9 protein-coding genes are annotated in these 15,151 nt (G+C 65.9%); 5 read left to right on the forward strand and 4 right to left on the reverse strand.

All coding sequences use genetic code 11. From position 1 onward, the window contains the following. Window positions 1-2 precede the first annotated feature (2 nt). The 4 genes from tagF to CEY09_RS15915 form a co-directional block, all read right to left on the reverse strand. Window positions 3-986, reverse strand: coding sequence for a type VI secretion system-associated protein TagF (gene tagF, locus CEY09_RS15900; protein ID WP_088589381.1), 984 nt, complete (start codon window positions 984-986; stop codon window positions 3-5). After that, window positions 983-4,747 (reverse strand): type VI secretion system membrane subunit TssM, encoded by a 3,765-nt coding sequence (tssM, locus tag CEY09_RS15905; protein ID WP_234818333.1) that lies wholly within the window; start codon window positions 4,745-4,747, stop codon window positions 983-985. The genes tagF and tssM overlap by 4 nt, the downstream gene beginning before the upstream one ends. Window positions 4,748-4,812: 65 nt before the next feature. After that, a complete protein-coding gene (locus CEY09_RS15910; protein WP_088589382.1) occupies window positions 4,813-6,171 on the reverse strand; it encodes a hypothetical protein in 1,359 nt (452 codons plus the stop codon). Next, on the reverse strand, window positions 6,171-7,022 hold the full coding sequence (locus tag CEY09_RS15915) for a M15 family metallopeptidase (RefSeq protein ID WP_088589383.1): 852 nt from the start codon (window positions 7,020-7,022) through the stop codon (window positions 6,171-6,173). The genes CEY09_RS15910 and CEY09_RS15915 overlap by 1 nt, the downstream gene beginning before the upstream one ends. A 192-nt stretch (window positions 7,023-7,214) precedes the next feature. On the opposite strand from CEY09_RS15915, the gene CEY09_RS15920 reads away from it, so the two are divergent. Genes CEY09_RS15920 through CEY09_RS15940 form a run of 5 tightly spaced genes read left to right on the forward strand, consistent with a single transcriptional unit; the run spans window position 7,215 to window position 15,124 of the window. Beyond that, window positions 7,215-8,111, forward strand: a complete 897-nt coding sequence (locus CEY09_RS15920; protein ID WP_088589384.1) for a hypothetical protein — start codon at window positions 7,215-7,217, stop codon at window positions 8,109-8,111. A 58-nt stretch (window positions 8,112-8,169) separates the two neighbouring features. Beyond that, window positions 8,170-11,055, forward strand: a complete 2,886-nt coding sequence (locus CEY09_RS15925) for a type VI secretion system Vgr family protein (protein WP_088589385.1) — start codon at window positions 8,170-8,172, stop codon at window positions 11,053-11,055. 5 nt (window positions 11,056-11,060) lie between these two features. Then, window positions 11,061-12,041: a DUF4123 domain-containing protein gene (locus CEY09_RS15930; RefSeq protein ID WP_088589386.1), complete on the forward strand. Its 981-nt coding sequence runs from the start codon at window positions 11,061-11,063 to the stop codon at window positions 12,039-12,041. Then, window positions 12,034-12,813: a DUF3304 domain-containing protein gene (locus CEY09_RS15935; RefSeq protein WP_088589387.1), complete on the forward strand. Its 780-nt coding sequence runs from the start codon at window positions 12,034-12,036 to the stop codon at window positions 12,811-12,813. The genes CEY09_RS15930 and CEY09_RS15935 overlap by 8 nt, the downstream gene beginning before the upstream one ends. Then, window positions 12,806-15,124 (forward strand): phospholipase effector Tle1 domain-containing protein, encoded by a 2,319-nt coding sequence (locus CEY09_RS15940; RefSeq protein WP_088589388.1) that lies wholly within the window; start codon window positions 12,806-12,808, stop codon window positions 15,122-15,124. The genes CEY09_RS15935 and CEY09_RS15940 overlap by 8 nt, the downstream gene beginning before the upstream one ends. The last annotated feature ends 27 nt before the right edge of the window (window positions 15,125-15,151 follow it).

Here is a 15,151-nt window from a genome sequence, read left to right on the forward strand (position 1 = left end):
GCCTAGGCTCCGATGAAGACTTCGCGGAACGTCTCCAGCGCCTGGCGCAGGGAGAGCCGCGGTTGATCCAGATAGCTCGACAGCTTGGCCAGGCCGTGGCTGGCGCTGACGTGGTCGCGCACCCACGGCGCGTCCTCCAGCACGATGTAGTGCTGCGACAAGGTCTGCGGCGTGGACAGCAGGGTGGCCAGCGTCTGCGGGGAAGCGCCTCGAAAGCCTACTACCAGCCGATGCTTGCCGGCGATCTGCCCGATGAACATGGCGATCTCGAAATCCGCACGCGTGAGGAACGGCGCGATCAGCGTCATCCAGTACGTCGCGACCAGATTGATGTAGAGCGGATCGTCCGGCAACGGTAGCGCCAGGCCGGTGTCCAGCTGCGACGAACCGCTGGACATCACCGGCGCAAGCAGGATGCCCAGCGCCAGCACGATGTCGTGCATGCTGGCGGCGTGGCCGTTGCCGCGCAGCATCGCCTCGACGCGTTCAACCGTCTGCAAGTCGATGAAGGCGTCGAAGCCGTCATCGGCGGCGGTCCGGATCTCGCCTTCCAGATCATTCAGTGTCTGCAGGGCGGGGCCCGGATCCCCTTCGCGCATCAGTTGCGCAGCGGCGGTGCCCATGCGGTTCCACATGCGGCTGAAGGCCAGCGGACTGCGTGCGATGAAATCCAGTGGGCGGGCGACTTCGACGGAGGTCGCGCTGATGAACGGGAAGCGACGTCCGGACTGGTCGCGGCTGGGCTGCAGATGGCCGGCAATAGCCAGCTTGCCGCGCGAGCCCAGCACGGCGAACGGAACGGGCTGCGCTTCGTCGTACAGGGTCTTCCAGTGAGGATCCTGGGCCAGGACCTCCATGGTGTTGGCCACCCACGCGTCCAGCGTCGACATCAGCTGGGGATGCGAGGTGTTTTTGACGAAGTCGCCACGGGACGGGATTTTGCCGAAGTAGGCCGTACGGAACATGGGAGACTGCGGGTTGCTCATTGCTGCGCTCCGGCAGGCGTCGGGGCGACGGGAGGTTGAGGGGAAGCGCCCGCCACCGTAGCGGGAAGGCGCAGGTTGCGCAGGCCTTGGCTGCCCGGCTCGGTGCCGCCGGCGCTGGCCGCTTGCGCGTTGCTGATGATGCGAAGCTTGACCGGCACGGTGATATTGGACTTGCTCCAGCTCATCTCGAAGCTGCCGTCCGGGTTCGGCTTGCGTTGCGACCCCGAGATCAGGCGCTCCAGGCCGAAGCGGCCCGGTTCGTTGACGATCTCGACGACGGTGCCATCGAACGCCGTGGCCGTGATGCGCGCGCCGGGTGCGCCTTGCGCGTTGGGCCAGACGAAGTTCACCCATTGCGGCGGCGTGTTGCGATAGCGCAGTTGCTGGCCGTCGATCTCGATCGTGTACTCGGTCACGCCGCTGGCGGGTTTGGGCTGGATCTGGAACAGCGTCTGCGGCTGGCTGGCTGACCCCGAACCTGCGGCGCCGCCCGACAGCGGAGCCACCCACTGCGCGAAGTTGGCGGTGAACGACGGTTGCAGGTCGATGCCCATGTCGCCCCAGGTGCGCGCGGTCAGGATGTCGCCGCGGCGTACCGTCAGCGGGCCCAGCGTGTCGTTGACGTATTTGGCGATGCTGCCCTGCGGGCCGAACACCTGTCCGATTTCTTCGCCGCTGGCTTCGACGCCGGCCTTGGTCGAAAACGGATACTTGTCGGCCAAGGTCTGTGAGAAGGGCTGGTAGACCTGGGCGTTCCAGACCTTGTTCAGCTCGGTCTGCGCAGGCTGCATGGCCACGGCATAGCCCTGGATCAACGGGCGGACCAGCAGCGGACGCAGGGTCTCGCGTTGCGCCGGCGTCAGGCCGGCCAGCATTTGCTCGTCAACCAGCTTGAGCGCGTCGGCCAGCTCTGAGTCCTTGCCTTCCAGCGTCTGGCGCATCAGCAGCAGCGCGCCAGGCCCGGGGTCGCCCTGGTTGTTGATCAGGTTGAAACGGGTGCGGATCTTCGACAGGGCGTTCATGTAGTTGCCCAGCAGCGACTGGTTGTCGCGCGTGACCACCAGGCGGGCCACGTCGGAGAACTCGCGGCCCACTGGCCCCATCGGGATCTGCTCCCCGCCCGGCGCAACTTCGGTGGGCTTGGGCTGGCCCTGGCGCAGGATCACCCGCTTGAACCAGGCGACCACGCCCGTCTGTGCCTGCGAAATGCCGGTGTTGATCAGCGAGGGGTTGTCCCAGGACGTCTGTTCATAAGTCGTGTTGATCAGTTTTACCAGCGGCGAATTCTGCGGATCGCCCAGCCGGTTCATGCCCTGGACCGCCTGGTCGAAGCTCGTGAACGGCTTGATCGTGACCCCGCGCAGCATCTTCTGCCACTCCTGCGCGTACTCGGTCTTGTACATCGTGGCCAGGCTCTTCTGGATTTGCTCCGGGCTGCCTTCCAGCGTCAGGTCGTCGCGCGCGTTCACGCCCAGCACCCAGTCGCTGGTCTGCACCTCGCGGCGCGCGGCTTCGCCGATGGCGGGCTCGATGTATTGCTCCCAGGCCTCGCGGGTGAAGGTGCCGGGCACCGCGTAGCTACCGGCCACCACGGCGGCGTCGGCTTCGCCCATGATCCGCGCCACGGTCATGGCGGGGAAGCGCGTGGCCGCGCGTGCCTTCAACGTGGCATAGGCGCGTTCGCGCGCCGGCATGCCTTGCATAACGCTGCGCAAGTTGCCGCGCGTGCGCTCGACCATGGCCAGGTTGGTGTCGATCTGAGGCCAGTCGGCGTCGGCCGCGCGCGCCACGTAGAACGAGATCAGCCGTTCCGCGCTGCGGATCAGCTGGTCGCGCGGCATGGCGCCGCGGTTGGTCTCAAGCCAGCCCCGCCAGAAGCGGGTGATCTGGTCGGACAGGTGGGTGGGGTCCACGTGTTCGCGGTTGGCCATCATCAGGTACGTCTTCAGCGCGTTGTAGGCGTCGTCGACGTTGGTGGGCGAGGCATCCTGGAACAGCATGTCGCCCGCGTTGGCGCGCACGGGCTGCGCCTGGGGCGGGGCAGCCGGCCGAGTGCCGGCTGCCGCCGCCTGAGAGACGTCGACGCGGCCCAGATAATCCTCAAGGCTGGCCTTGACCGGCACCAGCATGAACTGGCGCAGGCCGTTGTAGTACTCGGCCAGCAATCGATCCTTGAGCACGTCGCCCTGATACAGCCCTAAGCCCAGCGACAGCGGCCGGCTCGAGGAATAGCGATCCAGCTGCTCGATGCGGTCCTGCAGGATCTCCATCGCTTCCAGCCGGCTTTGCAGATCGGTGCGCTCGCTTTGCAGGCGCACCACCTTGTCCAGGTCCGCCTGCACATTGGTCGCCAACTGCCGGTTGCCCAGGTACGACCAGCTCCAGCCCCCCAGCACCAGGCCCAGCGCAAGCACCAGCCCGAAGAACGTCAGGTAGCGCATGCGGACCTTGTTCGGGCTGGCGTGCTGGCGCACCAGCTTCTTGTCGGCAAAGATCACGCTTGAGAACAGGTCGCGCAGGAAGAAGCCGTTGTGGGAGCTCACGCTGCGGGCGGCCTCGTGCGCGGCCGGGCGCAGGGTGAAGCGCTCGGCGAGTTTTTCGGTGGAGGTGCTGCGCGAGGCGCCTTCCTGCAGCGCGCTGGTGAAGTAGAAGCCCCGGAAGACGGGCTTGTATTGGAACGGGTTGGTCTCGAACAACGTCGACAGGAAGGTGCGTAGCGCCGGTTTGACGCCCGCGAACTCCAGCGGGAAGGTCAGCAGGCCCGGGGGCAGGGCGCCGCTGCGCCGCAGCGAGATCTGGGCTGTGCCCATTTCCTTGAGCCCTTCATACAGTTCGTCGAAGCGCTCGTCGAACAGCGTCAGCACGTCGCGGTTTTCGTCGGCGCCGTACGGCAGCGTTGCGCCCCAGACTCGGTCGCGCTCGCGGGCGTCGGCGTCGGCAAAGAACTCCGAGAAGCCGGCGATCAGGTCGGCCTTGGTGAAGATCACATACACCGGCGCAAAGACTTCCAGCCTGTCGGTCAGTTCCTGCACGCGCTGGCGAAGGTTCTTGGCCAGGTTGATGGCGAACTCGGGGCCGGAATCCGTCAGTTCGCTGATGCTGGCCGCCACGATGATGCCGTTGATCGGCGCCTTGGGGCGATGGCGCTTGAGCAGGTCCAGGAAGCTCATCCACTCGTTGCGGTCTTCTTCGTGGACCGAGTAGCGGCCCGCCGTGTCCAGCAGGATGCCTTCGGTCGTGAAGAACCAGTCGCAGTTGCGGGTGCCCCCCACGCCGCGCACGGCTGCGCCGTTCTTGTCGGCGAACGGGAACTGCAGCCCCGAATTGATCACGGCACTGCTCTTGCCGGCGGCGGGGTTGCCGATGACGATGTACCAGGGCAGCTCGTACAGCGCTTCGTTGCCAGAGGTCTGGCCGATCTTGGACGTCTTGATGGTGCGCACCGCCTGCGTCAGGCGCGTGCGCAGCGCGTCGACCTCGTTGCGGTTGGCGGCGGGGCTGGCCGCTGCGCCTGTCTGCACCTGTTGTTCCAGCATGTCGCCCAGCTTCTGGTTGGCGCGCCGGGTGCGGCGCCGGCGCCACAGCCACACGCAGAGCCACAGGAACAGCAGCACCCCCAGCAAGGCGCCGGCCCAGGTCATGGCGATCTGCATGGTGTCGGCGAACAGGAACAGAAACACGATCAGCGCGATCAGTCCGATCACCATGAAGGTGCGTGGGTTGGCGAACACCCGAGCGCTCCAGTAGCGGAAGTCGCTCATGGCGCTGGAAAAACGAGAAAACAATCCTGATGGGCTACGCATGGTTTTCGCTGTTGTTTTTGGGGTCAGGCGGTAGCGCTGGCGGCGGGTCGGGAGACCAGCGCCGCGCAGCGCAATGCGGGGTCTTGCAGGGTTAGGGTCAGTACGGGCTGTTCCAGCTGGACGCAGGCTTCGCCGGCCACGGCCAGCGTCAGCAGCGACGCGGCCACGCCGGTGTGGCCACAGGCGGCGCCGACCGCCTGGCAATCCTTGCTGGCGTCCAGATGGGCAAACAGTTGAGACGCGACGTTAAGCGGCTCAAGTGGACGGCTGCCGCGGTGATCGGCGTCGCTGATGACGTGGGCGACGCGCTCGGGCGCGACGTCCGCGCGTTGCAGCAGTTCGCGCGCCAGATCGGCCAGGGGCGGCTCGGCCAGCGCGCCACGGGCGTCGGCGGACTTCTGTCGATGCCATACCGGAGACAGGGCGATGCGCAGGTCGGCGTCGGCATCTGCGGGGCCAAGCAGCAGCCCGGCGGCCGCTTCACCCGGCACGCGGCCCTGCGGATTGGCGTGGGTAAGCAACTTGGCAAGGCCATCCCAGAGCGCAACCTGGTCGGCGTCGATGTAGCCGTCGCCCGCCAGCACGATGCGCCACAGCGGCTGCGCGTGGGCATCCGGCGGTGCGGATGCCAGTTCCCGCAACAGGTGGTCGCCAGCCATGGCGTTGCGTGCCAGGTGCTCGGCGACGCTGACGCGGGCATCGGGCCAGACGCCGGCCGCGGCCAGGATTTCCTTGCGCGCACGCTCGCGTGCCGCTTCCGGCCAGTCGGCTGACAGCAGTATCTCGAAGCGCAGCAAAGGCCAGTCGTCGTCGCGCGCGGGCACGTCCAGTTCAGTGACGCGCCGGTGGGCATCGCCGGTGAGGGTGCGCGCGATATCCGTCAGCAGTGCCGTGACGCGCAGCGTGGCCGTTGCCAGGGCCTCCGGCGGCGCGCCGCGTTCGTGGGCCGCCGCGTACAGCTCCAGGTCGTTCAGGCCCGGCACGCGCCCGGCAAAGATGGGAAAGCCCTGGGGCGTCTTGAGTTCGGCATCCAGTTCGGGCCGCTTCTGTTCGGCCAGCGCCTGCGCGATGGCGGCGGTATCGGCGCCCGCCGCCGCGCGCGCGGCGACGGCGACCACGCGCAATTCGGCAAGGCGCGGCGCGGGCGGCGTCTGCGCCTGGGGCTCGGCCACCGGTTCGGGCTTGGGCGCGCGCGCTGCTCGCACGGCGCGCACGCCCAGCCACAGCGCCGCCAGCAAGGCCAGCGGCAATGCGAAAAGATAGAGCCCGATGTCCACGCCGGTGGGCAGCGTGCGCGATTCCTGCCACCAGATGATGACGGCTAGCCACACAACGGCAAACAACGCCAGGATCAACAGCCCTTTTTTCAGCACGCGCGCCATTATTTCGTGGCCTCCCGCGCACGCTGCATCACGCCGGGGCGGCGCAGCTCGACATGGCCAAAGTCCATCATCTTCCAGCGTCCGCCCCACGTCAGGCCAACGAGTTCCGCGGTCTCGCCAAACAGTTCATAGCCGCGCATGGCCCAGGGGTCCTTCTCGGAAATGACGATCTTGCCGTCGCGGTAGAACGCGCTGTCGGCCGCCAGGCCATATTGGTGATAGCTCTGGAAGGCGCCGGCGTTCGTCACATGCGTGCCCATGCCGGCTAGCTCTTCCTGCCGCTCGGGGCTGCGGTAGCCCTCGATCAGCGCCATTTCGTAGCCGTGCTGCTCGCGCATGATGCGGTAAGCCAACAGCAGGCGCTGACGGAAATCGGCGTCGAACAGGTCCCAGTTGCGGCTTGCGCCACCCAGCTTCGGACGCACCAGTTCGACCTCGCGCGTGGTGAACGCTTCCGGGGGCAGCGCAGCCGGCGGAGCCAGCCTTTCACCCTCCAGCAATGCCTGGATTCGGCGGTCCGGACCGGCCGTTTGGGTGCTGTAAACGAATGTGTGATTGTGTCGCATCAAGAAAGCGAAAAGTGACGGAAGCAACACAACTGTCAACCCGATCGCGACCTGCCAACGATACCTTCCGACCCAATCCAGCGACGCGCTCATGCCGTCCCGGACGGCACCTGCCGTACCGCCGACGGCCCCGCCCGCATGACTCGCGCCACGCGTTGCGCCCCTTGCCACGCCCTGTACGCACGCGCGCAAACTCCGGACTGCGCCTTGGCGCAGAGCCGGAAAAAACAGGAGAGCGGAGACGCCCACCGCCAGTAAAAAATACAGGGGCAGTAGCAGCAGCAAATTAGGTCCCTCATGTGAAGGCGTAATCTTTTGTTTTATTCGCGCATGAGGCAAGCGATCCGGCGTTGCAAACAGCGTCCGACCCTTAGGAATCGTAACAAGGAGCAATGATCGAAATAGGCCTATCGGGTATTCTCGTCGAGCTTGGTTACAGGGGGGCTGCACACGCCTCCTGCTGACACGGGAACCCGCATGGCAGAAGACAAAGAAGACGCTCGCCCTACGATGACCGCGCCGAGTTTGCTCAGCGCCTCCACGCCCGCGCGCGGCGAGGCCGAGTCGTCGCGAATCCTTGCTGCACTGGAAGGACGCGAACCGGAAGCCGAGGTCAAACATCTAGCGACGCCACGCAACTCCCGCGCAGGGCGTTGGGTGGCGTTGGCGCTGCTGTTGGCGCTATTGGCCGGCGGCATCACCTGGATCATTCAGGAAGACGGAGCCGTGCCGATGGTGGCGCAGGCGCCGTCGCCTGCCGTCGCTTCCACGCCCAGCCCGATGGCTTCGCTGCCGCACGCCTCGATGGCAAGTCCGCCCGCGCCGGCGGGCGAACTTGCGCTGAAGCCCATGGATAAGCCCCCTGCAGTGGCCGCCATCATTGATGAAGCGCCGCCCGCTCGAGACGCAGATGTCGGGCGAGGCGAGCCCGAGCCCCTGGCGGCGCCTACCAATCCGCTTTCCGTGCTGGCAATGACGCCGCCTGCGGCGGCTGCTGCGCCCGCGCCTGCACCCGCAGCCGGCCCCACGCGCCAGGCCGCGGAACAGCGTGCGCAACAGGCGGGCGCGCCGCGCGCGGCCAAGCCTGCCAGCACGCCGCCGCGCAAGACCGCAAAACCGTCCGATACCGATGCTGCGTTGTTGTCGGCCCTGATGAACTACGGGCTGCCCCCGGCCTCGCCGCCCGGCACGCGTGTTTACAAATCCGACGGTGTCTTCATGCGCGAGATGCCGGGCTCGCCGCTGGCGGAGCGGTTGAAGGAATGCCGCAAGCTCAGCTTTATTGAAGGCGAGCAGTGCCGCCTGCGTGTGTGCGCGGGCCAATGGGGCACTGCGATCGAATGCCCGACGCCGCAGGCCAACGTCGAACCCTGACGCTCCACCGTCCGAACCGGGCCGGTGTTGCCCACGTCCCCCAAGAGGTTTTTGCTCCATGGCTGTGAACGCAAGCAACGGCAGTTTCAGCGCCCAGTCCCGTCTCTACCGGCTTGATGGCGAGGGCGCGATGTCGTCCCTGGAGGTCGAGGGGTGGGTCGCGCGCGAGGGCCTGTCCGAGCTCGGTGAAATGCGCATCGTGGCGCTGGCCGACAACGCGGCGCTGGATCTGAACGACATGGTGTCGCGTCCGGCCACGCTGTGGACTACGCGCGCCGACGGTAGCGAGACGGGCCGCAGCGGCGTCGTGCGCGCCGCCGAGATGCTGGGCGGCAACGCCGGCATGGCGCGTTATCGCGTCACGCTGGCGCCGTGGCTGTGGCTGGCCACGCAACGGCGTGACAGCCGCATCTACGAGAACCAGCCCGTGCTGGAGATTGTGCGGCACGTGCTGGACGGCTACGAGGGTTATACCTACAAGGTCTCGGCCGGAGTCGAGCACCATCTGGCCGATCTGCCCGCGCGGTCCTACACCACCCAGTATCGCGAGACGGACTACGCCTTCCTGTCACGCCTGCTTGCGGAATCCGGCCTGGGCTGGACGACGGTCGAAGACGAGGCCGCGCCCGCGCGCCACGCCGTGCTGATCTTTGCCGACAGCCGCAGCCTGGCCGAAGACGCCGAGTCGGCCGGCGCGGGTGTGCGCTTTCAGCGTGCCCATGCGACGGAATCCCGCGATGGCGTGCAGGCGCTGGCGCGCCGGCGCCGTAGAGGCGTCGAGCGCGTGACGGTGCTGGCTTGGCACGAAAGCGGCAAGCACGCCATTTCAGGCCAGGCGTTGGCCGGCCCCGCCCATGCGTCCGGTGATGACGGCGCCGGGTTGGAGTGGTTCGAGCCCCTGGGTCACGGCGGCCTCTTGAATCAGGCGCATGCGCAGTTCCAGGCGACGTTGCTGATGGAAGCGGTGCAGGCCAATGCCGAGACGTTTCTGGGGCGCGGCAATGTGCGCACGTTCCGGTCCGGTACGCGCTTCACGTTGCAAGACATGTCGCCGCTGGGGCCGGCGGGGGAAGCGGGCTTCGAGCCCGTCTTCGCCCTGGACCGCCTGGAACATGCCGGCGTCAACAACCTGCCCGGCCAGGCCGATGCCAGCATGGCGGCCAAGCTGGGTACGCTGGATGACTTCCTGTGCTTTGAAGACGACGAGGCGCGCGAGGCCGCCGACGACATACGCGACCATGACGATGCGTCGATCGGCGTGGGCCGGCCCGAGGCGGCCGTACTGGCGCGGGCGCACGAGGTCGGTTATGCCAACCGCTTCCGCGCCGTGCGCTGTGATCGACCCTGGCGGGCCTTGCCTGCCGGGGCGCGCGGAGCACGGCTTGCCGGCGCGCCGTCCGCGGTGGGTGTGCACACGGCGATCGTGACCAATGCCGAGGGCGCGACCGAGGCCAGTGGCGAAGACGAGATCTACCGCAACGCGCGCGGCGACGTGCGCGTGCGCTTTCACTGGCAGGCCGATGGCGATGGTTTGGCCAAAAGCCGCTGGGCGCGCGTGGCCCAACGCCAGGCCGGCGCGGGCATGGGCATGAGCTTCGTGCCGCGCATCGGGCAGGAAGTGCTGGTGCGGTTTCTGGACGAGGACATCGACCAGCCGCTCGTCGTGGGCGCGCTCTACAACGGGCGAGGCGAAGGCGGCATCCCGTCGACCCCCGGCGGCAAGTCCGGCGAGGCCATGAACACTGAAGTGTTTGCCGCCGCCACCGACGGCAAGCCAAGTGCGCAGGCCAACCTGGCCAGCGGCAACGCACCGGCCTGGCACGGCGCGGCAGGCGGCGACGAGCAACATCGCAACGCAGCCGCGCTAAGCGGCTTCAAGAGCAAGGAGTTTGGCGGCGACGGCTACAACCAGATCGTGTTCGACGACAGCGACGGCCAACTGCGCATGCAGATCAAGTCCACGCAGTCCGCCAGCGAGCTGAACCTGGGCCACCTGATCCACCAGAGCGGCAACTATCGCGGCAACGTGCGTGGCGTGGGCGCGGAGCTGCGCACAGACGGATTCGGCGCATTGCGCGGCGGCGGCGGCGTGCTGCTCTCTACCTATACGGCCGGCGCCAGTGAACCTGCGGGTGACGCGGCGGCGCCGTTGGCGCTGGCAGGGCAGGCCGACATCATGGCGCAGTCGTTCGACGGCGTGGTCGGCGCGCACCAGGGCGTGCGGCTGGCCTCGGCGCGGGGTACGACTTCCGCGGGCGCGAGCCGGCTGGACGGAGAGCGCGCACCACTTGCCGCCATGACGCACGCGGTTTCCGGCACGGTGGCCGGCGACGCGGTGGGCGGGGCGGCGGGCGACGCCTCGGCCAAGCACACGGAAGTGGTCGACGGCAAGGTGCCGCACCTGACCGACCCGCTGGTGCTGATGGCGGGGCGCGCGGGCCTCACGCAGGCCGCGGGACGCAATGTGCAGGTCACAGCCGGCGAGTTGGTGCATTGGTCATCGGGCCAGGACCACAACCTGGCCGTCATCGGTTCGCTGCGCGTGCATACCGGCCAGGCGCTGGGCATCGTGGCTGGCGTGCAGAAAGGCGGCGCCGAATCGGGCCTGGATCTGATCGCCGGCACCGGCGAAGTCGACGTGATCTCGCAGCACGACGTTCTGACCATGCAGGCGCAGCAGGACCTGCGCATGGTCAGCGCCAACGCCGGCATCGAATACGCCTCGCCCAAGCGCATTCGCATCGCCAATGCGGCGGGCGCCAGCATCGTGATCGAAGGCGGCAACATCACCGTCACGGCCCCGGGCCGCATCGACGTGAAGACCGGCAACAAACAATTCGCCGGGCCGACGCAGATGCCGTATCCGTTTCCGCAGTTCACCGTCTGCAAGAGCTGCGTGCTGGACGCCCAGGAGAGCGTGCAGTCCATCACCGACAAGGCGTGAGGAAGATGGCTTATTCCTGGCAAGAAGCCCTGCTTTCCACGTTTGCGGAATTGCCGCAGCACCGTGGCCCCTACGGGGAAGCCGCGCGGGCTTACGTGATCGTGGATTTTCGCGGGCACCCCGATTTGCTGGCGCGCATCACCGCCACCGAGGATCTGAGCTTCGGCTCGGTGTGGGCGCAGACCGGCCTGGACATCTATGGCGACGTGGCGCCGTTGCTGATCGAGGTGGACGGTGCCTCGCAAGGAGTCCTGCGCGGGCCGCGTTATGAGAATTTCAATACCGTGCTGGTGCGTGTGCTGGAGGCGCTGCACGAACGGACGAGCGGCCGCTATGCAATGATGAGTTTCGCTTCTGCCGTGCCGCTGGAAAAGCTCATTGCGCACTTTGGCCGCTTCTGCGACTACGCCTTGCCTGATGCCAGCGAGTTCTTCCTGCACTGGTACGACAGCCGCATTCTGGCGCGCGCCTTGAAGGTGTGGACCGCCGAGCAGCGGGCGCGTTTCGCCGCGCCCGTGATTACGTTGCGCTATGCGTTGCGAGACGGGGCCGGGGCCGAACTGGCCGGCGCCGGTCGGCTGCCCGCCGACAGGCCGGAAGGGATCGAACGTTTCACGCCCGAACAGCATCAGATGCTGTTCGACCTGGACTACCCGGACAAGCTCGCGGTGCAGCTGCGCCGTCTGTATCCCGGCCTGTTGCCCGGCAACCCCGATCAGGATGCGCTGGTGCCGCGCGTCGAGGCGCAGCTGGAACGCGCGCGTGCGTACGGCGTGAAGGGCGACAAGGACACATTCGATTATGTGGCGTGGGGCGTGTCGATCTCACCGCGCTTCGATGAGTATCCCTTGATCCGTGAAGGGCTGCTGGCCTATCGGCCAGATGCCGAGGGCGGTTTGGCCAAGGTGCTGGAAGGCGTGCCGGATGCGGTGTGGGATGAGGTGCAGGCGCTGCACCTGGAGAACTTGGGAGTGGAAGATGCGTAAGGGACTGATCGCCGCGCTATTGTGGCTAGGCATGTTGGCGGGTTGCAACAGCGAACCGGTCTACCAAGGGGTCAGTTTCATTGCCTACAACTACACCCCGTGGAATATCCGGTCGATCAGCGTCAAGGACAAGGGCGATGGCGTGGCGTCGACGATGCAGGTCAGTCCTGGCGGCGGCGAAGGCTCGGTCACCTGCTGCTTTACGCTCAAGGGCACGGCGTTCACGGTCGACTGGCGTGGCGTCGATGGAGAGCTGCTGCGCAAGCATCTGCACGATGGCAAAGCCGACTCGCTTTATTTCGACCGGCAGGGTGCCATCAACTTCCCGGCAGCCGAGATTCCGCCTGGGGACGGCCCGCTGTATCTGGAGCTGCACATTTATCCGGATGAACACATGGAACTGGCGTTAAGCCGCAAGCTGCTGGGCCAGACGCGGATCCCTCTCGTGGACACCGTGGACTGGTTGTGGCGCGACCATCGCGCCTCGCTTGGCGACTACCGCAGCGATGCTGAGCTGCTGCGCGTCACGGCCAAGGTGTTGCAATCCGCATGGAAGAAGTACCGCATCGAAGACAAACAGGACCTGCGCCAGTACATGCTGCTGTATTTCACGGTGGCGTCGAATTTCGATACTGATCCGCAGGTGAAGGCGATCCTGGAAAAAACGGGGCGCGCGCCAGGTGACTTTGCCCGGGAAGTGGCGGCATTGCCGCAGACGAAGCTGGATCAGATAAAGAAGACAGGTACACCCCCGGGAGACAAGAATGTCTGACGTGCAATCCAGCGACCTGCCGCAGGAGAACCGTACGCCGGCATCCGTGCTGAAGGCCATGGCCCAGAACGAGGCGGCGTACCCCAAGGACGACTGCAATGAATGCGGCGCGGTCCTGCGGATGGGATTCTTCTTCGACGGATTTGGCCGCAACCGCGATGAGGATGCGAAGCGTCCGACCTACTACTCGAACATCTGCCGGCTCTGGGAAGCGCACTACGTCCAGAGCGATCCCGGCCGTCCCGAAAAGCATCACTGGTTCCGGTTCTACTATTCGGGTCTGGGAACAGACCTGAACGCCGACGCCGAGAATGACGACATGATTTATGCGGCCGCGAAGGCCGGCATGAAGCTGGCGAGTAATGCGCAGAAGGCGGTTTCAAGCAACGTCGGCAATGTGCTTCGCACGGACGAGATTCCGAACCATAATCTCACCGGCCGCGTGACGGCGGCCGTGAAGAAGTCGCTGCGGGAATCGTCGTATCAACCCATGGTCAAGGCGTATAAGGACGTCGTCAAGGATGTGCAGACATTGCCAGAGAAGGCTGTGCGCATCTGGAACGCCTGGGATCCCGAGAGGTTGGTGAACCGAGCGAAGGCGACGATTCGCGGCTTCTGGGCAGGGTTCAAGAAAAACCCGTTGAAGGTGGCTTGGACTGCCGGCAAGGAAGCCGTGAAATCGACCATGATGGAGACGGTTCCGGTCATCCGAGATCAGGAAACGGTGGCCTATCTGATGGGCACGGGGGTCGACGTGCGTGTCGATTCTGCGTTGCGGCAATTCAAAGCTGCCTACGACGCTGTGAGCGAAGGCCAGAATGTTCGCCGCATCGAGATCACCGTGTTCGGGGGGGACCGGGGTGGGGTGGTGGCGCGTCAATTCGTCAATGATCTGGTCAAGAAGTACCGCCGGCGTCACGATTCGGACCTGGCTGTACGGGGCGACCTTACCAAGAACAAGCCCGATGCCGATATCCAGATCCGCTTCATGGGATTGTTCGATTCCGTTGCGTCCATCATGGACGAGAACACGTTTCTGGGTTTTCTACCCGTTACCGACCTCATCAAGCAGACGCATAAGGATAGGAAGCTGACGGTGCCGGCCGCCGTGCAAATGTGCGTGCATTTCGCGGCGGCACACGAATTGCGGCGCAACCAGCGCATGGACAGCCTGGAAAAGACGCGGGGCCTGCAGTACCTCTATCCGGGATCCAGCGGCGACGTGACAGGCGTCAGCCCGCCCGGATCGCTGAATTCGCGCGTGGAACTGTCCCGTGTACCGCTGCGCGACATGATGAACCAGGCCCTGTCACACGGTGGCGCATTTCACAGTTTGGAGCGGCTTGCCGATCTGAAGCCTGACACCTACCTGCAGTTTTCCTTGTCGGAGCCGATCGTGGACGGCAACAGCCGCCATAAGATCCTGGAGCTCGTCAACGCGTATCGAGAAGTCGTGAAGTACGAACCCGGCATCGACTTCCTTCCGCACATGGAGACATTCCTGCGGTGGTTGGCCGTGCGCTATCAGGATGCGACGTTCCGGGCCGAGCTATCGGATCCAGCCGAAGCATGGATCAAGGATCGCGATTTCTACACGCCTGAGCAGGAGTTCAACGAAGAGCTGCGGCGCGTATCTGCGCTGTCTGCGGAGGAACGGAGCAAGCCCGAGAACACCGCGCGCTTGCGCGAACTTGAAGCGCTAAAGAATGAGCGTTGGAAGCGCGCGTCAGAAAGCCGTGGAGAGTTGCCGCCGCAACGGTTCAAACCGCTATGGGAGCGCCTTGAAGAGGAATACAAGAATCTGGAAAAGGCCGAGCAGAACGATGCCGATACCGAGCGGCGCCGAGCGGACCTGGAGCGCAATAACCCACAAGTGCTGCGGGCGATAGAGCAGATGGACAAGGACATGCGCGACCGCGAAAACATGCGCAACGAACTGATCAAGCGGGGAGGTGGCACACCTCAGAAGATGGCCGACCCGTTGGCCGACATGAAGGCCGAGCGCGAAACCCAGAAGCGCCTTTTGGCCGTGTGGCGCGATGCGCGCGACGGCAAGACGCAGTTGCCGGCGAAGGTGATGACTTTGTTCGACTGGCTGGTACACGACGCCATGTTGAGCAGCTGGCCCGACCATTTGCTGGCCAGCACCACGATGTACTTCCGCGTGCGTGACAAGGACGTGTTCGCCAAGACCGACGCCAAGGCGGAAATGGAGCAGCGCGGGAAAGACATGCGTAACGCGGAAAAGGTCGAGGCCCAGGCGGCGCGCAACGAGCAGAATATCCAGCAGATGACGCCGGCGCGGCCCTGAGCGGCGGCGTGGCGCTGGTTTGCGGAC

Source organism: Achromobacter marplatensis, assembly GCF_002209535.1.
Lineage (GTDB): Bacteria > Pseudomonadota > Gammaproteobacteria > Burkholderiales > Burkholderiaceae_B > Achromobacter > Achromobacter marplatensis.